Origin of the sequence: Candidatus Kosakonia sp. 282A-S69 (assembly GCF_029433855.1) — a bacterium.
GTDB classification, from domain to species: domain Bacteria; phylum Pseudomonadota; class Gammaproteobacteria; order Enterobacterales; family Enterobacteriaceae; genus Kosakonia; species Kosakonia cowanii_A.
Map to the genome: position 1 here is coordinate 2925540 of NZ_JAROAU010000003.1, position 23765 is coordinate 2949304.

18 protein-coding genes are annotated in these 23765 nt (G+C 56.5%); 5 read left to right on the forward strand and 13 right to left on the reverse strand.

The features are described from left to right. Window positions 1–13 precede the first annotated feature (13 nt). From PU683_RS19200 to PU683_RS19210, 3 genes are read right to left on the reverse strand one after another with little or no spacing between them, the layout of a single operon-like run. A complete protein-coding gene (locus PU683_RS19200) occupies window positions 14–799 on the reverse strand; it encodes a nucleotidyltransferase domain-containing protein (protein ID WP_277174140.1) in 786 nt (261 codons plus the stop codon). Window positions 800–811: 12 nt separating this feature from the next. After that, window positions 812–2038, reverse strand: coding sequence for an RtcB family protein (locus PU683_RS19205; protein ID WP_277174141.1), 1227 nt, complete (start codon window positions 2036–2038; stop codon window positions 812–814). Continuing rightward, entirely contained in the window at window positions 2028–3173 is a 1146-nt protein-coding gene (locus tag PU683_RS19210) for a slipin family protein (RefSeq protein ID WP_277174142.1), read from the reverse strand. Before PU683_RS19210 ends, PU683_RS19205 begins: the two co-directional genes overlap by 11 nt. A 473-nt stretch (window positions 3174–3646) precedes the next feature. On the opposite strand from PU683_RS19210, the gene rtcR reads away from it, so the two are divergent. The 3 genes from rtcR to PU683_RS19225 all read left to right on the forward strand — a co-directional run bounded on the left by rtcR (window position 3647) and on the right by PU683_RS19225 (window position 6744). Next, window positions 3647–5233 carry an RNA repair transcriptional activator RtcR gene (gene rtcR / locus PU683_RS19215; RefSeq protein WP_277174143.1) on the forward strand — a complete coding sequence of 529 codons (1587 nt, stop codon included), beginning with the start codon at window positions 3647–3649 and terminating at the stop codon, window positions 5231–5233. Window positions 5234–5382: 149 nt separating this feature from the next. Continuing rightward, entirely contained in the window at window positions 5383–6324 is a 942-nt protein-coding gene (panS, locus tag PU683_RS19220) for a ketopantoate/pantoate/pantothenate transporter PanS (protein ID WP_277174144.1), read from the forward strand. Window positions 6325–6471: 147 nt separating this feature from the next. Next, entirely contained in the window at window positions 6472–6744 is a 273-nt protein-coding gene (locus PU683_RS19225) for a YjbD family protein (RefSeq protein ID WP_277174145.1), read from the forward strand. Here the strand turns inward: PU683_RS19225 and rluF are convergent, their stop codons facing one another. The 5 genes from rluF to metH form a co-directional block, all read right to left on the reverse strand. After that, window positions 6745–7614 carry a 23S rRNA pseudouridine(2604) synthase RluF gene (rluF, locus tag PU683_RS19230; protein WP_277174146.1) on the reverse strand — a complete coding sequence of 290 codons (870 nt, stop codon included), beginning with the start codon at window positions 7612–7614 and terminating at the stop codon, window positions 6745–6747. Between the two features lie 257 nt (window positions 7615–7871). After that, entirely contained in the window at window positions 7872–9503 is a 1632-nt protein-coding gene (locus PU683_RS19235; RefSeq protein WP_277174147.1) for a Na/Pi cotransporter family protein, read from the reverse strand. A gap of 172 nt (window positions 9504–9675) precedes the next feature. After that, the gene (locus PU683_RS19240; protein WP_277174148.1) at window positions 9676–10143 is read right to left on the reverse strand and encodes a hypothetical protein; all 468 of its coding nucleotides are present in this window, start codon (window positions 10141–10143) and stop codon (window positions 9676–9678) included. Further along, window positions 10127–10936, reverse strand: a complete 810-nt coding sequence (locus PU683_RS19245) for a DUF8093 domain-containing protein (RefSeq protein ID WP_483558540.1) — start codon at window positions 10934–10936, stop codon at window positions 10127–10129. Before PU683_RS19245 ends, PU683_RS19240 begins: the two co-directional genes overlap by 17 nt. A 224-nt stretch (window positions 10937–11160) precedes the next feature. Then, window positions 11161–14847 carry a methionine synthase gene (metH, locus tag PU683_RS19250; protein WP_277174150.1) on the reverse strand — a complete coding sequence of 1229 codons (3687 nt, stop codon included), beginning with the start codon at window positions 14845–14847 and terminating at the stop codon, window positions 11161–11163. Between the two features lie 192 nt (window positions 14848–15039). On the opposite strand from metH, the gene iclR reads away from it, so the two are divergent. Both iclR and PU683_RS19260 read left to right on the forward strand, forming a co-directional pair. Continuing rightward, a complete protein-coding gene (gene iclR, locus PU683_RS19255) occupies window positions 15040–15867 on the forward strand; it encodes a glyoxylate bypass operon transcriptional repressor IclR (protein WP_277174151.1) in 828 nt (275 codons plus the stop codon). A 117-nt stretch (window positions 15868–15984) separates the two neighbouring features. Then, on the forward strand, window positions 15985–17001 hold the full coding sequence (locus PU683_RS19260) for a hypothetical protein (RefSeq protein ID WP_277174152.1): 1017 nt from the start codon (window positions 15985–15987) through the stop codon (window positions 16999–17001). Here PU683_RS19260 and aceK read toward each other — a convergent pair. The 5 genes from aceK to PU683_RS19285 form a co-directional block, all read right to left on the reverse strand. Beyond that, a complete protein-coding gene (gene aceK, locus PU683_RS19265) occupies window positions 16998–18746 on the reverse strand; it encodes a bifunctional isocitrate dehydrogenase kinase/phosphatase (RefSeq protein ID WP_277174153.1) in 1749 nt (582 codons plus the stop codon). The genes PU683_RS19260 and aceK overlap by 4 nt on opposite strands. 86 nt (window positions 18747–18832) lie before the next feature. Continuing rightward, window positions 18833–20143 (reverse strand): isocitrate lyase, encoded by a 1311-nt coding sequence (aceA, locus tag PU683_RS19270; RefSeq protein ID WP_023478373.1) that lies wholly within the window; start codon window positions 20141–20143, stop codon window positions 18833–18835. A 154-nt stretch (window positions 20144–20297) separates the two neighbouring features. After that, a complete protein-coding gene (gene aceB, locus PU683_RS19275; RefSeq protein WP_277174154.1) occupies window positions 20298–21899 on the reverse strand; it encodes a malate synthase A in 1602 nt (533 codons plus the stop codon). A gap of 246 nt (window positions 21900–22145) precedes the next feature. Further along, a complete protein-coding gene (gene metA, locus PU683_RS19280; protein ID WP_277174155.1) occupies window positions 22146–23075 on the reverse strand; it encodes a homoserine O-acetyltransferase MetA in 930 nt (309 codons plus the stop codon). 133 nt (window positions 23076–23208) lie between these two features. Continuing rightward, window positions 23209–23637, reverse strand: a complete 429-nt coding sequence (locus PU683_RS19285; RefSeq protein ID WP_277174156.1) for a YjaA family stress response protein — start codon at window positions 23635–23637, stop codon at window positions 23209–23211. Window positions 23638–23765: the final 128 nt, after the last annotated feature.

The window sequence follows — 23765 nt, forward strand, 5'->3', positions numbered from 1 at the left end:
CCACCCGGCATGGTTATGCCATCACCGTTTCAAACAGCAACTGGTCGAGATCGCGGAGATTGCCGCTGCGGCTCTCGGGCAACGCATCCGCCACTCCACCGCGCGCCAGCTCCTGGCTGATAAAAGCATGCATTAACGGCCGGCGCGCGCCATATTGCGCTTCACCTGCGCGCTGCTTCACTTCCAGCAGCTCATCGATTTCAGCCCGCAACGGCGCGCCAAGATCGTTCCCTGCCAGCAGCGTGGCGAAACGCATCGGCGGCATCCCTTTCCCCGCCTCTATCCAGCGCACCGCCAGCAGCGGGCGCAGCACATAGAAATACTTCTTCAGGCGTACCTGCTCATCCTGCAGGTAGCTGTGAAAGTTCTTCTTCGCCATCGCGTAGTAGTGCCAGCGCGCGCGAACCGGTGAAAACCAGTGCGGCACCTGATCGCGTAACGCCGCCAGCACGCCCTCATCCTGTTGATAGACCACCGGGGAATCGAGCCACTCGATAAGCGTCGGGTTTGCGCCCTTCAATAACCCCAGCGCTTTGCGCCACTCCCAGCCGCAAACATCCAGCTCCGCATCTATCGGCAGCTCGATCACATCGCGCTGCGGCTCGACGCGCAGATACCATTGCGGCTTATGCACATACAAAAAACGCACATCATAATCGCTGTCCGGCGAGGCAAAGCCCCAGCCGCGACTGCCCGATTCGCAGGCGTAGAGCACCCTCACATCATATTTGCGCTCTACTGCCTCTAACTCAAGCCGCACGCGTTCACGCATGGCGGCATCAACTCCGTGCTGTTCCATCTTTTCACCCTTTTATCCTTTTACACACACCACCTGACGCAGGGTGTGCACGACTTCCACCAGCGAGGCCTGCGCCGCCATCACGGCGTCGATATCTTTATAGGCCATCGGGATCTCATCGATCACCTCGCTGTCTTTACGGCACTCCACATGCGCAGTAGCGCGGATCTGATCTTCGACGGTAAAGCGCTTTTTCGCCGCGGTGCGGCTCATGGTGCGCCCGGCACCGTGGCTGCATGAGCAGAAACTCTCCTCATTTCCCAGCCCGCGGACGATAAAGCTTTTCGCGCCCATCGAACCGGGAATAATCCCCATCTGCCCTTTTTGCGCCGAAACCGCGCCTTTACGTGTTACCAGCACCTCTTCGCCAAAGTGCGTCTCTTTTTGCACATAGTTATGGTGGCAATTCACCGCTTCCTGCTGGGTCATGAAGGGTTTGGTGATAATGCGCGACAGCGCTGCCAGCACGCGCGACATCATCACTTCCCGGTTATGGCGGGCGAAATCCTGCGCCCACTCGACCGCTTCCAGATAGTCCTCATAGTGCTTGCTCCCCTCCCGGAAATAGGCGAGGTTTCTGTCCGGCAGATTGGCAATATGCTGCTGCATATCCTGCTGGGCCAGAGTAATAAAGACGTTGCCGATAGCGTTACCCACGCCGCGCGAACCGCTGTGCAGCATCACCCAAACCCGCTGCTGCTCATCCAGACACACTTCAATAAAGTGGTTACCGGTACCCAATGTTCCCAGATGCTGGTAATTGTTAGTTTTCAGCAAGCGCGGATATTTATCCGTCAGCCGCTTAAAGCGCGGCGCCAGCGACGCCCAGTGCGCATCCACCTCTTCCGGCGGCGTTGACCATGCGCCTTTATCCCGCTTCGATCGGTTTACCGAGCGCCCGTGCGGCACGGCCTGCTCTATGGCACTACGCAGCCCGCTCAGGTTATCCGGCAGATCGCTTGCCAGCAGCGAGGTGCGCACGGCAATCATGCCGCAACCGATATCCACGCCAACCGCCGCCGGGATAATCGCCCCTTTGGTCGGGATGACGCTGCCGATGGTAGAACCTTTACCGAGGTGCACATCCGGCATCACTGCCAGATGTTTGAAGATAAACGGCATTTTGGCGGTGTTAAGCAGCTGTTCACGTGCTTCTGGCTCGACCGGCACGCCGTGGGTCCACATCTTCACCGGCGCGCTGTTTTCACGTGCCAGCAGGTTGTAATCGTTATGCTGCATTATCTTTTCCTTTAATGTTTACAAGGCCGTGCAAAACCTGGTCGAGGCCACCAAAGACCGAGATCTTATCGATGCGCTCTGCGACACGCTCCAGGGTTTCCAGCTCTTTCAGGCGCAGCGCCACCGGGTTGCTCTCCATCACTTTCGCCGTGTTTAACAACGAACGGGTGGCAGCAGTCTCTTCACGGCGGCGGATCACATTCGCCTGCGCCAACTTTTCTGCCTCGACTAAGCGCGACAGGATGGTTTTCATCTCGCCCGGCAGGATGATGTCTTTAACGCCCAGCGACGCCACTTCAATGCCGAAGGCCGCCATGCGGTTCGCCACCTGCACGCTGACCACATCGGCAATAATCTGCTTATCTTCCAGCAGCTCATCCAGCGTGCGGGTGCCGATCGCTTCACGCAGGGCAAATTGCAGCTCGCGATAGAGGTGATCCAGCGGTTTGCTCAACTGGGCAAACGCGCTCAGCACATCGCTGTAACGCCAGTTCGCCGCCAGGTTGAGGCGCAGGGTCACTTTATCTTTGGTCAGGATCTCCTGCCCGCTCACTTCCAGCACTTGCAGGCGCAGATCGACCACTTCCGCTTCCACCAGGTGATTCACTTTCCAGTAACCGCTGATGCCTGCCGGTAACAGCGCCTGGGTTTCGCCATCGATTTTCAGCACGCCCGCATGCCAGGCGGGCACCTGCACCACCAGAATGGCGTCGCGCCCTTTTACCGCCGCGCCGCGTTTTGGCTGCAACACCGCATTAAGAATATCGGCCGGGACGCTCACCTCGCGGGTATTGATGCGCACCAGCGTCAGGGTATCGTCCGCTTTCCAGTAAAGACGACGCGTGGCGGGCGGGAGGATCTCCAGCAGCACGCCGTTCAGATAGAGCGCGCCCGCTTCGTCATCGCCCAGATCGGCTGCCAGGCAATATTGCGCCACCCAGTCCGGCTGGAAACGGCGCAGATACTCGGCAAGACCCGCCGGCACTTCGCTGCCGTCGCGGTTGACGATCAGCACATCCGGTTTTTTGCTAAACCATGGCAGACGATGCTCTCCTGTTTCCAGAACCTGGTAGTAGTCGCCCTCTTTTGCCAGTAACGCTAACTGACCTTTTCGAATTGTGATTTTGTTGGTCATCTCTGTTCCCTCTTGTTTTTGTTGTAACGACCGCGGATGCAGGAACGAAGCGACAGGGGAAACACTGTTTTGCCTGCCGCCCGGCGCCGTTATCGGCGGTCGTCTCATGTCACCGTAAACTGCGCGATGACGGGGTACTGCCTCATGATTATCTGGGGAGATAATGGTTGCGAACTCGGGAGTCGAACCCGATCAATAACCGACTTTCCGCACATGTCGCTGCACTGACGGAACGCCTCCGGGAAAACGGCGCTTGCCGCTCCTGATGCGCCGGCGGGATGAATAACCCCTGCGAACTCAGCGTGTTGACATGATAGATATTGCGAGAGGCGTGCCAAAAAGAGAGGAATGGATAAATAATTTTTTATCTTATTGAAAATAATTAATTTATTTTTTTACGTCGCTATCAGACATTGTGCCAGCCTACGACTTTTCTTATCTTTATGTATCGCTTTTTATTATTCAGGATAAAGATGAAACGTCGGGTTGTGATTGGGGTGCTGGGGACAGTGCTGGATAAACGCGGAAAACGACATAACCGCTTTCGCAAATGGCGACCAACGGTGGCGCTCTGCCAGCAAGCGGATTTTCCTGTAGACAGGCTGGAACTGATCCACCAGCCGCGCGATGAAGGGCTGGCGGCGCAAACAGCAGAAGACATCGCGGTACTCTCGCCGCGCACCGAGGTGCGCAACCACCCGGTGGCCATCACAAACCCGTGGGATTTCGAGGAGGTGTACGCCGCGTTTCTCGATTTCGCCACCCACTACCCTTTCGATACCGACAATGAAGAGTATCTGGTGCATATCACCACCGGGACGCACGTGGCGCAGATCTGCTGGTTCCTGCTCACCGAAGCGCGTTACCTTCCCGCCAGCCTGTTGCAGACCGGTCCCGCGACAAAAGGCGCGACCGACAAAGAGGTCGCGGCGGGCGTCTGTTCGGTTATCGACCTCGATTTAAGCCGCTATGCCACGCTGACCAGCCGTTTTCAGCGCGAGCAGCAGCAGTCGGTCTCATTCCTGAAATCGGGTATTGATACGCGCAATGCCACCTTTAACCGCCTGATCGATCAGATTGAGCGCGTCGCGCTACGCTCCTCTGCGCCCATTCTGCTTACCGGCCCGACCGGGGCGGGAAAATCGTTTCTGGCAAAACGTATCTTTCAGCTACGTCACGCCCGCCATTTGGTCGCCGGACGGCTGGTAGCGGTGAACTGCGCGACGTTACGCGGCGATAACGCTATGTCGACGCTGTTTGGTCATGTGAAGGGGGCGTTTACCGGCGCACAGCAGGCGCGACACGGGTTGCTGCGCGAAGCGGATGGCGGAGTGCTGTTCCTGGATGAGATCGCGGAGCTGGGGCTGGATGAGCAGGCGATGCTGTTAAAAGCGATTGAAGAGAAGACCTTTTTTCCCTTCGGCTCGGATAAAGAGGTGCAGAGCGACTTCCAGCTGATTGCCGGTACCCATCGCAATATGCAGCAGTGGGTGGATGAGGGGCGCTTCAGGGAGGATCTCTACGCGCGCATCAATATGTGGACTTTTGAGTTGCCGGGGCTGGCGCAGCGGCGGGAGGATATCGCTCCCAATATTGAGTATGAGTTGCAGCGCTTCGGGCTTGAGCAGCAGACGCAGATTCGCTTCGATAAAGGGGCGCGTGAGCGTTACCTCTCTTTTGCCTGCTCGGCGCAGGCGGCGTGGCGCGGCAACTTCCGCGAGTTGAGCACCTCCATCGCCCGCATGGCCACTCTTGCCGAGCAGGGGCGGATTACCGATACGCTGGTGGCGGAGGAGATCGCGCGGCTGGAGTACCACTGGCGTGGTGCGCCATCAATGGGCGACCTGCCGGTCGACCTGGAGACGCTGGATCTCTTCGACAGACGCCAACTGGAGAGCGTAGTGGAGGTGTGTCGTCGCAGCCAGAGCCTCTCTGAAGCGGGCCGTGAACTGTTTGCGGTATCGCGGCAGAAAAAGGCCAACCCCAATGATGCCGACCGGCTGCGTAAATATCTCGCGCGCTTTGGCCTGAGCTGGGAGAGCGTGCGTGGCGCAACATAAACGATCTTCATCATAATTCGTTTGAATATTAATCCTTAGCACGATAAACATTGGCTATGGTCGGGCTCGAACCCGGCCGTTAATAAACCCCCGAATCGTTTACGAGAACGGGGAACAACACAACACAATGTCATCGCAAGGAAATCCCCATGCTCGCAACCTTCACGCGGCTGTTCCCGCTCTGGGCCGTGCTGCTCTCTGTTCTCGCCTACTTTTTCCCGCCGACGTTTGTTGCTATCGGCCCGTGGGTTACCACGCTGCTGATGCTGATTATGTTCGGCATGGGCGTGCATCTTACTCTCGACGACTTTAAGCGTGTGCTCTCCCGACCAGCCCCCGTCGCGGCGGGTACATTTCTTCACTACCTGGTGATGCCGCTGGCGGCGTGGCTGCTGGCGATGATATTTAAGATGCCGCCGGATCTCTCCGCCGGGATGGTGCTGGTCGGCAGCGTCGCCAGCGGGACCGCATCAAACGTGATGATCTACCTCGCCAAAGGCGATGTCGCGCTGTCGGTGACCATCTCTTCGGTCTCAACGCTGGTGGGCGTTATCGCCACGCCGCTGCTGACGCGTCTCTATGTTGATGCCCATATTCAGGTCGATGTCATGGGAATGCTGCTGAGTATCCTGCAAATCGTGGTGATCCCGATTGGTTTGGGGCTGGTTGTTCACTACCTCTTCCCGCGCGTGGTGAAAGCGGTAGAGCCCTGGCTGCCCGCCTTTTCGATGGTCTGTATTCTGGCCATCATCAGTGCGGTGGTCGCCGGTTCCGCCTCGCATATTGCTTCTGTCGGGCTGATGGTGATTGTGGCGGTGATCCTGCACAACGCGATTGGCCTGCTCAGCGGTTACTGGGGCGGGCGTCTGTTTGGTTTTGATGAGTCCACCTGCCGGACGCTGGCTATCGAAGTGGGGATGCAGAACTCGGGGCTGGCTGCCGCGCTTGGAAAGCTCTACTTCTCCCCGCTCGCCGCCCTGCCCGGCGCCCTCTTCTCTGTCTGGCATAACCTTTCCGGCTCGCTGCTGGCGGGCTACTGGTCGGGTAAACCGGTAGAGGAGCGTCAGGCAGAAAAGCGTAAAGCGAACTAACGGACAGGATGACCGGATCGCAGCGCGGCGATCCGGTTATTCTGGCTGCACGATTACCTGCGAGCTAATTTCCAGTTATGCGGTTCTTGCCTGCGCTTTTGTCGCGTTATCGCGTAGACTCGTGACACTTTCCCAGGAGAACATGCCATGGCCGTAACCAGACTGACGCAGAAAGAGATGACCGAAAGTGAACAGCGGGAGCTTAAAACGCTGCTCGATCGCGCCCGCATTGCGCATGGACGTCCGTTAAGCAACTCTGAGACGAACCATGTGAAGAAAGAGTACATCGATAAGCTGATGGCGCAGCGTGAAGCGACTGCGAAGAAAGCCCGCCAGGTAAAAAAGCAGCAGGCTTATAAACCCGATGAGAACAGCACCTTTTCATGGTCGGCAACCACGCTAACACGCGGACGCCGCTGATTAGCGCCCTTTCTTTTTCCTGCCCGGCTGGGTAAAGCGCTTACCGGCGGGTTTCGCCCGGCTTTTCTCTTCCGGCTTCGCCACTTTTACCGCAGGCTTTTTCGCCGTCTGCGGTTTCGCTTTGCTCTTCGCTTTCGGTTTGGCTTCCGAGGTAGAGTTCTCAATCAGCTTAAACAGCGCAACCAGCTCGTCATCGGTGAGGTCGCGCCATTCACCGGGCGGCAATCCGGTCAGGCTGACGTTCATGATGCGCGTGCGTTCAAGCCTGGTCACCTCATAGCCAAAGTATTCGCACATGCGGCGAATCTGGCGGTTAAGCCCCTGCACCAGCGTGATACGGAAGGTAAAAGGTGCTTCCTTCTTCACTTTGCACTTCCTGGTTACCGTACCGAGGATGGGCACACCCGCGCCCATTCCACGCACAAACTCGTCGGTAACTGGCTTGTTGACCGTAACCAGATACTCTTTTTCGTGGTCGTTTCCCGCCCGCAGGATCTTGTTGACCAGATCGCCGTGGTTGGTCAGGAAAATCAGCCCCTGCGAATCTTTATCCAGCCGGCCAATGGGAAAAATACGGCTGCTGTGGTTAACGAAATCGACGATATTGTCTTTTTCGCCCTCTTCGGTGGTACTGACGATGCCAACGGGTTTATTCAGCGCGATAAACACCAGATCTTCTTCATTTCGCGGTTCGATAAGTTGCCCGTTCACCTTCACCACGTCCCCGGCAACCACCTGGTCGCCAATGCCGGCGCGTTTGCCGTTGATAAAGACGTTGCCCTGTTCGATGTAACGGTCAGCCTCGCGGCGTGAGCAGATTCCGCTTTCGCTAATGTATTTGTTTAAACGTGTTGATTGGGTTGGCAGCATAAGTTCTCCTCTGAAAGCGGAATATAACGTTGTTGAGCAGAAGAGAAAAATGGATTTTTGCGCCAGCGACGAAGAAATGCGCGCTAACTCGTTAAAATATATGCGCTATGTGAAAGCGGGCAAAGTCGCTTGCGAGGCGCTTTCCAAAAGGAGAATGAGGGACTTTTTTCTATACCAGTGAAAGCGTATTTTTCTTGCTGATGGCATTGGCGTGACAGTCAAACGCGGAACTGCCGTGCCCGCAGGCACGGCGCGGATTAATACTCTTCCCGAGACTGGTCATCGTCGGGCTGTTCAAGGACGCTGTAGGCCACCGAGCAGAAGAGCGAGTTGAGGCGCTTCATGTCGCCGAGCAGGCCGAGGTGCAGCGAGCTGGTTTCAATACTCTGCACGTTTTGCTGATGCAGACGATCAACGTGCGCATGGGAGTAGCGTCGGTTCAGAATACGGAAACGGTGCTTGCTGCGACGCAGCCGGCGCGCACTGGTGACATCGCGGGAGAAAAAGACCGACATCGCCAGCTTGAGGTTGTTAAGCAGCTGCTCATGCAGAGCATCCAGCTCTTTCAGCCCTTCAAAGGAGAACGCGCGCCGCGCGGCGAGGGATTTATCAGCGATCTCGCTGCCCATGCGCTCAATAATGTCGGAGGCCTGCTCAAGGTTGAGCGACATCTCGATCACCTCGCCCCAGCGCTTCGACTCCTCTTCCGCCAGCTCATCTTTCGGCATCCGTGCCAGATAGAGTTTGATGGCGGTGTAGAGCACATTCACATCGTCGGCCTGCTTACGCAGCTCCTTCTCCTGACGCGGTTCGCCATGCATCACTTTGTGTAGCCCTTCCAGCATCTGCTCCATCGCATCGCCCATGCGCAGCGTTTCTCGGGCGGCATTGGCCAGCGCCAGCGTTGGCGTATCGAGCGCGGAGCTATCAAGGTGCTTCGGTTTGAGGCGCGCCTCCAGCTCCGGCTCTTCGCGAATAATACGTTTACAGAATCGTGCCATCGGGCTGGCAAACGGCACCATCGCCAGGCAGCGGATGACGTTGTAGAAGACATGGAAATAGATCACCAACTCCGATTCCGGCAGCGGCAGTTTCTGCATTCCGTCAGCAAGGAGGTGAACGAAAGGCAGGATAAGCAGGCTCCCGACCAGCTTAAAGAGCAGGCTACCGAGCGCAACACGGCGGGCGGCGGCATTGGCCCCGCTGTTGTTCAGCATCGCCAGCAGGCCAGAGCCGAGGTTAGCGCCAATCACCAGGCAGAGTGCCACCGGGAAGGAGATGATGCCGGCCGCGGTTAATGTCGCGGTCAGCAACACCGCAGCGAGGCTCGAGTAGCTGATGATGGCAAACACCGCGCCAATCAGCGCGTCGAGCATGATATCGCCGGTCAGCGAGGCGAAAATCACCTGCACTCCGTTCGCCTGCGTTATCGGCGTCACGGCCTGCACAATCAACTCCAGCGCCAGCAGGATCAGCCCAAGGCCGATACTGACGCGCCCAAGCTGCCCTTCGCGGGTCTGTTTACGCCCCAGAAAGAAGATCACGCCGACAAAAATGAGCAGCGGTGAAAGCCAGGAGAGATCGAAGGTCAGCACCCGCGCCATCAGCGCGGTACCCACATCAGCACCGAGTACGATCACCAGTGCGGGAGTCAGCGCCACCAGATCCTGGGCGACAAATGAAGCCACCAGCATGGTGGTGGCATTGCTGCTCTGCACCAGCGCGGTGACGCCAATACCCGCGCAGAAGGCGAGCGGTTTTTTCTCTACGCTACGGCTAAGCACCGTGCGTAAACGCGCGCCAAACACGCGCATGACGCCAGTACGCACAATGTGTGTGCCCCACACCAGCAGAGCGACAGCAGAAAGAAGATGTAGCAACGTTAACACGGAATCAGCTTCTCCTTATCGTTATGCGCTGCCTGTTATCCAGATGGATAACGGCAACTTTATGAAGTAAGTATATGGCGTTAAACCTGAGACGGGCGCAGGGCGCACAATCCGCGCCCTGTACGTGGTAAGAATAGATGACAGTTATGTGACAAAAGCGAGATGTGGGTAATTAACGCGTTAAAGCGGCATCCGTGCGCGGGGTGCCGTTGCGTTTCGCCCAGACCACAGAGCCAATTTTTAACGCTTCCGACAACACAAACAGAACTATCGCTACCAGCGCCGAGCGGAAACCCGTCAGATGCAGCATCATCGGGATCAGCGCAACAGAGCATTTTAATGAGAATACGCGGGCAATTTCCTGCACCACAAAGAAAACCATATTGATATTTTTCTTCGCCAGAAACGACCATGCGGAAAATATTAATGAAACAATTAACACAATATTAATAAAGAACATCAACTGAATAAATCCGCCCGTCACACCGCTGACGCCTAAGCGCCCATAGCTGGAATAGAACGCGCTGATGTCAGAATAAAAGGGCACGTTACCGCTTCGCATCGAAAAAAAGAGATATCCGATTAGCGTCAGCACGTCCATCACGCCCCAAAAAATAAATATTTTATTTCTTAAACTCATAATCCTCATCCCTTACGCCTGGAATCCAGTGCCACGATTTACCCGACACCGCCCATGCATCATCACCCTCAAGATATTTCTGCTTGATCGTCCGCTTTTCGCCATAGCGGCGGATCACCGAACGATTATAGAGGAACTCACGCGTATCGGACGCCAGATCGGCCGGCAGCGGCGTCCACAGCTGAATTTTATCACGCGAGGTGTTCATATAATCTTTGCCGTCAGAGCCGAAGACGCGCCCCTCGTCGCCCATACTGGTCGCGCGGTTAAGCAGCATCACCGCCGCATTTTTCACGCCGTGGAAATCCGTTTCGCTGGTTTTCCAGTAGCCGGGGCCAAACTCATCCGTTACCGGGGCAAAATCACTGCGGGTCGGTGCCGGCCGCCCGTGCACCGCCACACTGTCTTTAAAGCCGCTGATAATCGTTCGCACAAAGACGGCGTTAAACGACAGGCTCTGCACGCAGAACAGCTCAGCGCTTTCGGAAATAAAGAACGGGTAATAGAAGCGGTTGCGCGCGCTGACGTTTGGCCGGACCACCACCACAATGCCTTTATCAATCAGGCTATCGATATAGTTCTCTTTTTGATGGCCCAGCGGATCGTGCGGTAAACCATATTTAAAACCGTGATGAGGTTTAATGGTGTAGCCATCAATACTGCCTAAAAGATTATTGGGGCTGCTTTCAATAAAGTACTCTTTTTTAATGATGTTCTTTGCAATATCGGGCGCAAGGATATTCTCATAATCCTTCGGCAATAAATTTCTTTTCCTGATATCATAAATATCCATTTTATAATACTCACGTTTAATTGATGTCCGCCAAAAGCAGCGCAAAAAAGAGAGCAACTTTACTTTCTAATCTGCCTCCATCATACGCATGAAGCGGAATATGGGTCTAAGAAAATATCTTACTTTAAGAATGTTCTTAGTTCAAATTTGAATTATGTCTGCTTCACGATAGTTTCGTGAAAATGAAATGAAAAAAACGGGGCAATTAAACTGCCCCGCATAATTTAATCCGCATCATAGCCTAAATGGGACGCCAGCCAGCGCTCCACTTCCGGCACGCTCATCCCTTTGCGACGCGCGTAATCTTCCACCTGGTCTCGCTGAATTTGTGCCACCGCGAAATATTTACTCTCCGGATGGCTAAAGTACCAGCCGGAGACCGAGGCACCCGGCCACATGGCGAAGGATTCTGTCAGTTTCATGCCGGTATGTTTTTCTACATCCAACAGCTGCCAGATGGTCCCTTTTTCCGTGTGCTCCGGGCAGGCAGGATAACCCGGTGCCGGGCGGATCCCCTGGTAATTTTCGCGGATCAGCTCCTCGTTGCTGAGGTTTTCATTCGGCGCATAGCCCCAGTAGACTTTTCGCACCCGCTCATGCAGATACTCGGCGAAGGCTTCCGCCAGCCTGTCGGCTATCGCTTTGACCATGATTTTGTTGTAGTCGTCGTGCGCTGCGTCATACGCCTCTGCCAGCGCGTCCTCCTCCAGCCCGCCGGTCACGGCAAAAGCACCGATGTAGTCCGCTTTACCACTCTGTTTCGGCGCGACAAAATCGGCGAGGCAGTAGTTAGCAAAGCCGATTTTTTCGGTCTGCTGACGCAGATGACAGCCCAGCGCCAGCAGCTCTTTGCGGGTTTCATCCCGGTAGATTTCGACGTCATCGCCGACACGGTTCGCCGGAAATATGCCGACCACGCCGCGCGGGTTGAGCCGTTTTTCTGCGCCGAGCATATCGAGCATCTCGTTGGCATCGGCGAAGAGCCGTTTTGCCTCTTCGCCCACTACCTCATCTTCGAGAATGCGCGGATATTTGCCCGCCAGCGACCAGGTCATAAAGAAGGGAGTCCAGTCGATGTAGTTACGCAATGTCTCAATACTCGCCGTCACCTCCTGCACACCTAAACGGTGAGCAACCGGCGGCGTGTAGCTCTCCCAGTCGAAGGCGAGATCGTTTTCGCGTGCGGCCTGCAGCGTCACGGGCGGCGTGCGCGGTTTTTTACGCGCGTGCTGAATGCGCACCGTTTCATACTCTTTGCGGGTGCGGGCGACAAAATCATCGTGCTGCGTGGCAGAGAGCAGCGCAGAGACCACGCCGACGGTGCGCGAGGCGTTTTGTACATAGACCGTCGGCCCGCTGTAGTTCTGTTCTATTTTGACCGCCGTATGGGCTTTCGAGGTGGTCGCGCCACCAATCAGCAACGGAATGGTGAAGCCCTGACGCTCCATCTCTTTCGCCACGTTGACCATCTCATCAAGCGATGGGGTGATAAGCCCGGAAAGACCAATCAGATCCGCATTCACTTCGCGGGCGGTTTTGAGGATTTTATCTGCCGGTACCATTACGCCGAGATCGATAATCTCGTAGTTGTTGCACTGCAATACCACGCCAACGATGTTCTTGCCGATATCGTGTACATCGCCTTTTACCGTGGCGATCACCATCTTGCCGTTGCTGCTGCCCTGCTCTTTGCTGGCTTCGATGTAGGGCTCCAGATAGGCCACCGCCTGCTTCATTACGCGGGCAGATTTTACCACCTGCGGCAGAAACATTTTGCCCTCGCCAAACAGATCGCCGACCACGTTCATGCCATCCATCAGCGGCCCTTCAATCACTTCTATCGGGCGCGCGGCCTGCTGGCGGGCCTCTTCGGTGTCCTGCTCGATAAACTCCGTGATGCCTTTTACCAGCGAATATTCGAGGCGCTTTTTGACATCCCAGCTACGCCACTCCGCCTGCTGGGCAGCGGCACCCTCATCGGTGCCTTTCGTGCCGCGATACTTCTCCGCCAGGTCCAGCATGCGCTCAGTGGCGTCATCGCGACGGTTAAGGATCACATCTTCTACCGCATCGCGCAGCTCCGCGGGCAGATCGTCATAAATCGCCAGCTGACCGGCGTTGACGATGCCCATATCCATGCCGTTACGAATCGCATAATAGAGAAACACGGCGTGGATCGCTTCACGCACCGTGTCGTTGCCACGAAACGAGAACGAGACGTTCGACACGCCGCCGGAGATCAGAGCATGGGGCAGTTCGCGTTTGATATCTTCACAGGCGCCGATAAAGTCCTGCGCGTAGTTGTTGTGCTCTTCAATCCCCGTCGCCACGGCGAAAATGTTGGGGTCGAAAATGATATCTTCCGGCGGGAAGCCCACCTCTTCGGTCAAAATCTGGTAAGCGCGACGGCAAATCTCAATCTTACGGGCGCGGGTATCTGCCTGCCCCACCTCATCAAAGGCCATCACCACCACCGCCGCGCCATAGCGGCGCACAAGCTTCGCGTGATGGATAAAGGCCTCAACCCCCTCTTTCATTGAGATGGAGTTAACGATGCCCTTGCCCTGGATGCACTTCAGCCCTTTTTCAATCACCTCCCACTTGGAGGAGTCAATCATGATAGGCACGCGGGCAATGTCGGGCTCACCGGCAATCAGGTTAAGGAAACGCACCATCGCCGCTTCGGCGTCGAGCATCCCTTCATCCATATTGATATCGATGATCTGTGCGCCGCTCTCCACCTGTTGACGGGCGACATCCAGCGCTTCGCTGTACTTCTCTTCTTTAATCAGGCGCTTGAACCTGGCTGAACCGGTGACGTTAGTCCGTTCGCCGACGTTCACAAACAGGCTCTCATCGCCGATATTGAGCGGCTCAAGACCGGCGAGACGGCAGGCGACGGGCAGATCCGGCAGCTTGCGCGGCGGCACGCCGGCAACCGCGCGGCTCATCGCCGCAATATGCTCCGGCGTGGTGCCGCAGCAGCCACCGACAATGTTAAGGAAACCAGCCTGCGCCCATTCACCGATTTGCGCCGCCATGGTGACAGCATCGAGATCATATTCGCCAAACGCATTCGGCAAGCCGGCGTTCGGGTGCGCGGTGACATAACACTCGGCAATGCGCGACAGCTCCTGCACATACTGACGCAGCTCGTCCGGCCCCAGCGCACAGTTGAGGCCGAAGGTGAGCGCATCGGCATGTCGCAAAGAGTTATAGAACGCTTCCGTGGTTTGCCCGGAGAGCGTGCGCCCGGAGGCGTCGGTAATGGTGCCGGAGATCATGATTGGTAGATCGATGCCCAGCGTGTCAAACTCCTCTTTTACCGCGAAGATCGCCGCTTTGGCGTTAAGGGTATCAAATACCGTTTCGATCATGATGAGATCGGCCCCGCCCTCCACCAGCGCGCGGGTCGATTCGCGATAGGCAGTAACGAGCTGATCGAAGGAGATATTACGAAACGCCGGGTCGTTAACGTCCGGCGAAATGGAGGCGGTGCGGTTGGTCGGGCCGAGTACACCGGCCACATAGCGCGGTTTATCCGGCGTCTGCGCGGTCCACTTGTCGGCGCTGGCACGCGCCAGCTTCGCGGCAGCAACGTTAATCTCTGCCGACAGGGATTCCATCTGGTAATCCGCCATGGCGATGGTCGTGGAGTTAAAGGTATTGGTTTCGATAATATCCGCGCCTGCCGCAAAGTAGGCGTCATGAATATCGGCAATGACCTGCGGTTTGCTGAGCACCAGCAGGTCATTGTTCCCTTTAAGATCGCAGGGCCAGTCGGCGAAACGTTCGCCGCGGAAATCCTGTTCGCTTAAACGATAGCTCTGGATCATGGTGCCCATGCCCCCATCCAGAACCAGAATGCGTTCACTTAACTGCTGTTTCAGTTGCTCAACGTTGCTGCTCACACTTACTCCCGACGGCGCCAGATCAGGCCAAAAGGCCAGCAGGACATACTGGCATAAAGTCACAGGGTGGAAAAGCGACGCGGAGGGAATATGAGAGAAGTTCAGCATCACTCATCCGATCAGTAGAGTGAAGAGTTACGTTATACTCTGGCAAAACGAAAATCATTTCCACGATACAGAAAAGGAGCCCCTATGGTCGCTTCCGTCCTCGCAAAACGTGGCAGAAAAGCCGCCGCACCCGCCGCGCCCGCTGGCGGGCAGGTGCAATCCCTAACGCGCGGCCTGAAATTGCTTGAGTGGATCGCTGAATCACACAGTAGCGTCGCGCTGACCGAGCTGGCGCAGCAGGCCGGTTTACCCAACTCCACCACTCACCGTTTGTTGACCACTATGCAGCAGCTGGGCTTTGTCCGCCAGGTTGGCGAACTGGGGCACTGGGCGATTGGTGCCCATGCCTTTATTGTCGGCAGCAGCTTTCTGCAAAGCCGCAATCTGATGGCGATTGTGCACCCGATTCTGCGCAAACTGATGGAGGAGTCCGGCGAGACGGTGAACCTGGCGGTGCTGGATAAGAGCGATCATCAGGCGATCATTATCGATCAGGTGCAGTGTACGCAGTTGATGCGTATGTCCGCGCCGATTGGCGGCAAGCTGCCGATGCACGCCTCCGGGGCGGGAAAAGCCTTTCTTTCCCGGCTGGATGATGACCAGGTCGGTAACCTGCTACACCGCCAGGGGCTGCACGCCTACACCCATGCCACGCTGGTGTCGCCGCTGCATCTGAAAGAGGACCTCGCCCAGACGCGTAAACGCGGCTACTCCTTTGATGATGAAGAGCATGCGCTCGGCCTGCGCTGCGTTGCCGCCTGCATCTTTGACGAGCATGGCGAGCCATTTGCCGCCATCTCCATCTCCGGGCCGATTTCGCGCATCACCGACGATCGCGTTACGGAGTTGGGTGCGATGGTGATCCGCGCGGCAAAAGAGGTGACGCTGGCCTACGGCGGCATACGCACCTAAAGGAAGAGTTCTCTCTACGGGCGCGAGCACTCTCGCAGGCGATGGAAGGGATCTCTGATTGTTGTCCCCCTCAGGCAGTGGCACCTTGACGGCAACGCCCTTTCTGAGGTCCTGTTTATGAAGTGTAATACGCGTACGCTTGCCGTCCTCCTGTTGGCGCTCCCCGTCCCGGTGTGGGCGCATGTGAAATGGTTTGTGGATTATGACGTTAAACTTGCCCCGGCCTCGCTGACGGCGATTGCCGGTTCGCTCAATTTTTGGCTGCTGCTGGTTCTCGCCACCCTGGTCATTTTCGCCACCTCGCTGGCTGACCGCCGCCTCCCCTCATTACCTGAGATCCCGCGTTTTCGCCCGCAGATTTTGCGCGCACATCGCTGGGTTCCTGTGATTATGCGTGTGGGAATCGGCCTCTTTTTTCTCATCCTCGGCCTCTTCTACCCACAGGTGATCCTCACCCCAGAGCTGATCGTGGCAAACCCGTGGTTAACCTTTATTCACCTCGCCATTGCCATCACTGCCGTGACGCGGAAAACCAGCTTCCTCGCCGGGTTACTGATGCTCTTTCTTTATAGCTATGCGGTGCAGCTCTATGGCGCGTTCCACATGCTCGATTACCTGCTGTTTGTCGCCATGGGTATCTATCTCATCTGCCAGACCTTTCTGCCGATGGAAAATGACGAGCGGGTGATTGCCTTTGTGCGGCTGGTTCTCTGCTACTCCTTTTTATGGGGCGGCGTGGAGAAATTTATGCAGCCGAATCTCTATTTCCAGCTGCTGGACGCGCACCCCTGGCTGGCGATGGGGTTTGACCGGGCTTTCTTCGTGCGCGGCTGTGGGTTTGTGGAGCTGTGCCTGATTTGGCACATCTACAGCGGTAAACTGGCAAGCTATGCCTGCATCACTCTCTTCGCGCTGGTTGCGGTGCTGGCCTTTATTCCCTTTGGCATCACGGACGTGGTCGGTCACTTCGCCTTTATTGTGCCGCTGATTGCGATCCTGCTTACGCCAAGGGAAACCGTGCTGTTTCGCAGCGCCGCAACCAACACCGCGGCCTTTTTAACGATGCTGGTGATACTGCTGCTGTTTGGCTCACTGAGCTACTCGGTGTTGCAGTACAACATCCATCTGCATTAACCCGCCTGCCGCAGCGTGCTTTGGGCGAAGCGAATACAGAAGCGCTGGCGCTTGCGGTAGGCGTAGACATCCTCGACGTGCCCCTGCCGGATGCGTTCCTGCAAACCACGCCAGTAGTCGGCGCGAAAGAGATCGGCATGCATCTCTTCAAACAGGGGGCCGATCTCCGGGTCGGCGCAGAGCCAGTGGCGAAACTCCTCAGGAAAGACATCGCCCGGTGCGACGCTGTACCAGGGCTCGGCGCTGAGCTCATCTTCCGGGTAACGCGGCGCGGGGATATCGCGGAAATTCACTTCCGTCATGTAGCAGATTTCGTCGTAGTCATAAAAAACCACCCGCCCGTGGCGCGTCACGCCGAAGTTTTTAAACAGCATATCGCCGGGGAAAATATTGGCGGCGGCAAGCTGGCGAATAGCATTGCCATACTCTTCCACCGCGTCGCGCAGCTGCTGGCCTTTCACCTGTTCAAACCAGAGATTGAGCGGCACCATACGCCGTTCAATATAGAGATGGCTGATGGCAACCCGATCGCCGAGATCGGTGATTTTATCCGGTGCCTGCTCCAGCAGCAGCGCCATCAGCGGCGGCGAAATTTGCCGCTTCTCCAGCACAAAATTTTCAAACTCCTGGGTGTCTGCCATACGCCCGACGCGATCGTGCTCCTTTACCAACTGGTAGCAGGCGCGAACGTGGGCAGCGCTCATCTCTTTTTGCGGCGGGAACACATCTTTGATCACTTTAAAGACGCGATCGAATCCCGGCAGGGTAAACACCAGCATCACCATGCCGCGTATGCCCGGCGCTTCAATAAACTGCTCATCACTGGTGGTAACGTAATGAAGATATTCGCGGTAACTCTCTGTTTTGGCATGCTTCTGGCAGCCAATCGCCATATAGAGCTCGGCGGTGGTTTTTCCCGGCAGGATCTCGCGTAGCCACTCGACGGTAGCCGCAGGGAGTGGCGCATAGACCATGAAGTAGGAGCGGGCGAAGCCAAACACGATGCTCGCTTCGGCGTGCGTGGTGAGGCAGGTATCGACAAACAACTCCCCCTCGTCGCTACGATGGATCGGCAGCAGAAACGGCAGCGTTCCGGCTGGGGTGATAAGCTTGCCCACCAGCCAGGCGGCCTTATTGCGGTAGAAAAGCTCATTCGCCACCTGCAGATGCGCCAGGTTGAGCGTATCCATGCCAAACGCCTCCAACAGATGGGCGCTGATATATCGCACATCGCGCGCTTTGTCCTGCCACGGCAGCCGCAGCGGCAGATCCGATAACACTTTTGTCAGCAGCCCTTCCCAGCCGCGCTCAGGCCAGAAGGCTTTTGCCAGCGGGCGCGGAATGGTGCGAAAACGGCGTTCGGGCTGCGAACTGAAGATGAAAAGCCGCTCGGGCGACAGCGAGCGATGATCAAACAAGCGGCAATAGACCGAGTTAAAGAAGCTTTCAGCAATTTCAAAACGGGGGTAGTCGGGCAGCAGCTGCGTGTAGTGCGCTTTCACCTCCTGCAGAAAGCCGGCATCAGGATGCTGGCTGTCGGTGATACAGCGCAGCTGCTCCACCACCAGACCAACGTGGTGATCGTAGAGGTGGATACGCTGTTTCATCGCCTGCTGCACGGCGTGCCAGTCCGCCTGCTCAAAGCGCTGCTGCGCCCCGGCGGTCACTTCCAGAAAGCGCCCATACTGCGCGTCAAAACCCTGCAGGATGGTTTGCGCAATTAACAACGCCAGGCCACGCGACATGTGCACCTCCATGGTGACGGCCGGATAAGTGTGTAAGCCGGAGACGCGCCCGCGCCATCCGGCAGCCACTATGCAGTCAGGCTCAATTAGACGCCGAACTGCGCCTCTTCTGTCGATCCGGTTAACGCCGTGACCGACGAGGTTCCGCCCTGAATAATGGTGGTCACTTTGTCGAAGTAACCGGTGCCCACCTCCTGCTGATGAGAGACAAAGGTGTAGCCCTCTTTCCCGGCGGCAAACTCCGGCTGCTGTACCTTCTCAACGTAGTGCTTCATCCCTTCGCCCTGCGCATAGGCGTGCGCAAGGTCGAACATGTTGAACCACATGCTGTGAATGCCCGCGAGGGTGATGAACTGGAATTTGTAGCCCATATCCGACAGCTCCTGCTGGAAGCGCGCGATGGTGTCGTCGTCGAGGTTCTTTTTCCAGTTAAAGGAGGGCGAGCAGTTGTAGGCCAGCAGCTTGCCGGGGAATTTCGCGTGAATGGCGTCAGCAAAGCGACGCGCCAGCGCCAGGTCGGGGGTCGAGGTTTCACACCACACCAGATCGGCGTAAGGGGCATAAGCCAGGCCACGGCTGATCGCCTGTTCAATGCCGGCATGCGTGCGATAGAACCCTTCACTGGTACGCTCGCCGGTAATAAAGGCGCTGTCGTAGGGATCGCAATCGGAGGTGATCAAGTCGGCGGCATCCGCATCGGTGCGCGCGACCACTAATGTCGGCACGCCGAGCACGTCGGCGGCCAGCCGCGCGGCCACCAGTTTTTGCACCGCTTCCTGGGTCGGCACCAGCACTTTACCGCCCATATGACCGCACTTTTTCACCGAGGCGAGCTGATCTTCGAAGTGGACCGCCGCTGCACCGGCTTCGATCATCGATTTCATCAGTTCAAAGGCGTTCAGCACGCCGCCAAAACCCGCTTCCGCATCGGCAACAATCGGCAGGAAATAGTCGACATAGCGCGGATCGCCAGGCTCAATGCCGCTCGACCACTGGATCTGATCTGCCCGGCGAAAGGTATTATTGATGCGCTCGACCACTGCCGGTACCGAGTTGGCCGGGTAGAGCGATTGATCCGGGTACATGCTGGCGGCAAGGTTAGCGTCCGCCGCCACCTGCCAGCCAGAGAGGTAGACCGCCTCGATGCCCGCTTTCGCCTGCTGCAACGCCTGCCCACCGGTCAATGCGCCAAGACTGTTCACATAACCCTTTTTCGACTCACCGTTCAGCAGACGCCAGATTTTGGCCGCGCCAAGCTGCGCCAGCGTGCACTCCGGGTTGACCGAGCCGCGTAACTTCACCACCTCTTCCGCGCTGTAAGGGCGGCGAATGCCTTCCCAGCGTGATTGTGTCCATTCCTGTTGCAGCGCTTCAATTTGTTGGGTACGGGTTTTCATATGCAGATGCTCCCTATTCTTCTCCTGGCGTACCAGGCGTTATTGATGAAGGCAGTTTGCTCAGGATCAGCGCGCACCAGTCGCGGCGTATTCGTCATACGCAGGGAGGTGGGCACAGCCCTGGCCAGTGTGGTGAACAAATTAGCCCGGGTCGTTACGCCAGCAGGCGGTAACCCGGCAGGGTTAAGAAATCGATCAGCTCATCGGAGGTGGTGATCTGCTCCATCAGCCGCGCGGCATCGTCAAAACGTCCGCTGCTGTAACGGTGCTCACCCAGCTCTTCCTGAATGACCTGCATCTCTTCAGCCAGCATCTGGCGGAACAGCGCTTTGGTCACCGGTTTGCCGTTGCTCAGCGTCTTCTGGTGGTGGATCCACTGCCAGATAGAGGTTCGGGAGATTTCCGCGGTGGCGGCATCTTCCATCAGGCCGTAAATGGGTACGCAGCCGTTGCCGGTGATCCACGCTTCAATGTACTGCACCGCCACGCGAATATTGGCGCGCATCCCCTCTTCCGTGCGCTCCCCTTCGCACGGCGCCAGCAACTCTTCCGCGCGGATCGGCGCATCCTCTTCGCGGGTAACGAAAAGCTGATTTTTATGCTCGCCCAGCGCCGCGTTGAAAATCTCCATCACGCTATCGCCAAGGCCGGGGTGAGCGATCCACGTCCCATCGTGGCCATTGTTCGCTTCCAGCTGCTTGTCGGCTTTTACTTTATTCAACACCCAGTTATTGCGTTCGGCATCTTTGCTGGGAATGAAAGCTGCCATGCCGCCCATGGCAAACGCGCCGCGACGATGACAGGTTTTGATCAGCAGGCGCGAGTAGGCGCTGAGGAAGGGTTTATCCATCGTCACCACCTGACGATCCGGCAGCACGCGATCCGGGTAGTTTTTCAGGGTCTTGATATAACTGAAGATGTAATCCCAGCGGCCGCAGTTCAGCCCGACAATATGGTCGCGCAGCGCGTGGAGGATCTCATCCATCTGGAAAACGGCCGGCAACGTTTCAATCAGCAGCGTTGCTTTGATGGTGCCGCGCGGCAGGTTGAAGCGATCTTCCGTGAAGCTGAAGACCTCACTCCACCAGGCCGCCTCTTGCCAGGCCTGGGTTTTCGGCAGGTAGAAGTAAGGACCGCTGCCTTTGGCGAGCAGATTTTTATGGTTGTGGAAGAAGTAGAGTGCGAAGTCGAACAGGCTGCCCGGGATCGCCTCTCCGCGCCAGGTGACATGTTTTTCCGGCAGGTGTAAGCCACGCACGCGGCACACCAGCACCGCCGGGTCGGGCTTCAACTGATAGATTTTACCTGCTTCGTTGGTGTAACTGATGGTGCCGTTGACCGCATCGCGCAGGTTGATCTGCCCATCGATCACTTTTCCCCAGTTTGGCGCCAGTGAATCTTCAAAATCCGCCATAAAGACTTTCACGTTTGCATTCAGCGCGTTGATGACCATTTTGCGCTCAACGGGCCCGGTGATCTCTACGCGACGGTCCTGCAGATCGTCAGGAATACCGCGGATCGTCCAGTCACTTTCACGGATGGAAGCGGTTTCCGAAATAAAGCCTGGCAGCTTGCCGTTGTCAATCTCTTGCTGCTGGTGAACGCGCGCGGCCAGTAGCTGATTGCGTTTGGGCGTGAAGCGCGCGACCAGCTCACTCAGAAATTCGACTGCTGCCGGCGTCAGGATCTGCTTCTCCTGTGCGCCAAGGGGTTGGGTAAAGGCCAGTTCTTCAGTTGTGGTCGCCTGTTGTGTCATGGTGCGGTCTCCTCTTTTGGCAGCGAACTCATTTTCCAGGGCAAACGAAGATCGGTTGTGCAGTTTTCGTTCAGCAGGATCAATCCTGGACAATAAATTTTCCAAAATCAAAAACAATTTCCATTTTTATAATAAATAGATGATAAATGACTGATTAAAGGAGAGATAAATTTTTATTGGGGAGTGAAGTGGTTTTCGCAAATAAAAAAGGCACCCGAAGGTGCCTGTCGTCTGGTGCTGAAACGCTTAATCCAGCGTCGGATTCATATGACGCAGATCGTATGGCGTGATCTGATAGACGTAGTAGTTGAGCCAGTTAATGAATAGCAAATTACCGTGGCTGCGCCAGGAGGCGCGTGGTTTGTTTTGCGGATCGTTTTGCGGGAAATAGTTGTGCGGCAGTTCAGGTTTCAGGCCCGCTTCGACGTCGCGGAAATATTCGCTCGCCAGCGTGTCGGGATCGTATTCCGGATGGCCAGTGACAAATGCGATGCGTTTATCTTTGCTGGCGAAGAGGTAGGCATCGCCATCTGCTGTTTCCGCCAGGATATCAAGATCGGTGTAATCACGGATCAGCGCAGCGGGGAAATCGGCATAACGCGAGTGCGGCGCGAGGAAATAGTCATCAAAACCGCGCGTCAGCAGGGCATGAGGCTGCAGGAGATGGTGCTCATAGACGCCGGAAAGTTTATCGCTGCGGGTCTGTTTTGGAATGCCGTAAAGGATATTGAGTGCAGCCTGCACTGCCCAACAGACGAAAAGTGTTGAGGTGACGTGATCTTTTGCCCATGCCAGCACCTGCTCAATCTGTGGCCAGTAGGCAACGTCGTTAAACTCGACCAGACCTAATGGCGCGCCGGTGACAATCAGGCCATCGAAATTCTCGTCGCACACTTCATCGAAATTACAGTAGAAGGTATTGAGGTGCTCAGCGGGCGTATTACGCGATTCGCGTGCGTCAATCCGCAGCAGGCGGACATCAACCTGTAGTGGGGAGTTGGATAGCAGGCGCAGGAACTGGTTTTCCGTCTCGATCTTTTTCGGCATCAGGTTGAGGATAAGCACCTTCAGCGGACGGATTTCCTGCACGGTCGCGCGAGAAGTCGTCATGACAAAGACGTTTTCATCCCGGAGAAGATTGACGGCTGGCAGCTCGTCCTGCACCCGAATCGGCATAACTTATATCCTCACAACATACGTTTAAACGTTTAGACATCCAGACAGCTGACAATACCCAGAAATGATCGGAATGTCGAGCCTGCCGGTGGAAGGTGAGAAAGTTTCACATCACGGTTTGCGCCAGGAGCGATTAGCTGATGATCGTGGGTTTCTTGTTGTTCGCCGGGTTGGGCTTTTTAGCATGCTGAAGCGCATCCAAAACCTGGGGATCGCTAAGCGGGGTGGGTGTGGCGATAACATAAGGCGCGCGGCATCGGCCATGTGCTGCGCCGAAGGTCATTTCCATAATGGCGCGCTCTTCCACCGCAGATAAACCGCCTTCATTCATCTCCAGTGCATGGGCGAGAATGGCCAGCTTACCCGCTCCCGGCAGGGCATGCCAGAAAGAGCGGGGGGCGACCTGCAGGATCAGATCCTGCAGCAGTTTCTCTGCCAGGAAGAAGTCGGCAACAATGATGCGCTGGTTACTGAAGGGTTGATTGCCGGAAGCCTGCTGCTGAGTAGCGAGATTGCGCACAACCATGCGGTTTTTATACAGCTGAATGTAAAGCGTGACCATGGCTACTTCCTTTAGCGGTGAAGGAGGGGGTAAAACGCGTAAAAAAAGAATAGCAAAAAGCCTCATGCTTTCGCATGAGGCTTCCGGCTTATTTGATGCCTGGCAGTTCCCTACTCTCGCATGGGGAG

Coding starts and splice junctions, on each gene's coding strand:
- PU683_RS19200 (WP_277174140.1), bottom strand. CDS start 799: ATGGAACAGCACGGAGTTGATGCCGCCATGCGTGAACGCGTGCGGCTT.
- PU683_RS19205 (WP_277174141.1), bottom strand. CDS start 2,038: ATGCAGCATAACGATTACAACCTGCTGGCACGTGAAAACAGCGCGCCG.
- PU683_RS19210 (WP_277174142.1), bottom strand. CDS start 3,173: ATGACCAACAAAATCACAATTCGAAAAGGTCAGTTAGCGTTACTGGCA.
- rtcR (WP_277174143.1), top strand. CDS start 3,647: ATGAAACGTCGGGTTGTGATTGGGGTGCTGGGGACAGTGCTGGATAAA.
- panS (WP_277174144.1), top strand. CDS start 5,383: ATGCTCGCAACCTTCACGCGGCTGTTCCCGCTCTGGGCCGTGCTGCTC.
- PU683_RS19225 (WP_277174145.1), top strand. CDS start 6,472: ATGGCCGTAACCAGACTGACGCAGAAAGAGATGACCGAAAGTGAACAG.
- rluF (WP_277174146.1), bottom strand. CDS start 7,614: ATGCTGCCAACCCAATCAACACGTTTAAACAAATACATTAGCGAAAGC.
- PU683_RS19240 (WP_277174148.1), bottom strand. CDS start 10,143: ATGAGTTTAAGAAATAAAATATTTATTTTTTGGGGCGTGATGGACGTG.
- PU683_RS19245 (WP_483558540.1), bottom strand. CDS start 10,936: ATGGATATTTATGATATCAGGAAAAGAAATTTATTGCCGAAGGATTAT.
- iclR (WP_277174151.1), top strand. CDS start 15,040: ATGGTCGCTTCCGTCCTCGCAAAACGTGGCAGAAAAGCCGCCGCACCC.
- PU683_RS19260 (WP_277174152.1), top strand. CDS start 15,985: ATGAAGTGTAATACGCGTACGCTTGCCGTCCTCCTGTTGGCGCTCCCC.
- aceK (WP_277174153.1), bottom strand. CDS start 18,746: ATGTCGCGTGGCCTGGCGTTGTTAATTGCGCAAACCATCCTGCAGGGT.
- aceA (WP_023478373.1), bottom strand. CDS start 20,143: ATGAAAACCCGTACCCAACAAATTGAAGCGCTGCAACAGGAATGGACA.
- aceB (WP_277174154.1), bottom strand. CDS start 21,899: ATGACACAACAGGCGACCACAACTGAAGAACTGGCCTTTACCCAACCC.
- metA (WP_277174155.1), bottom strand. CDS start 23,075: ATGCCGATTCGGGTGCAGGACGAGCTGCCAGCCGTCAATCTTCTCCGG.
- PU683_RS19285 (WP_277174156.1), bottom strand. CDS start 23,637: ATGGTCACGCTTTACATTCAGCTGTATAAAAACCGCATGGTTGTGCGC.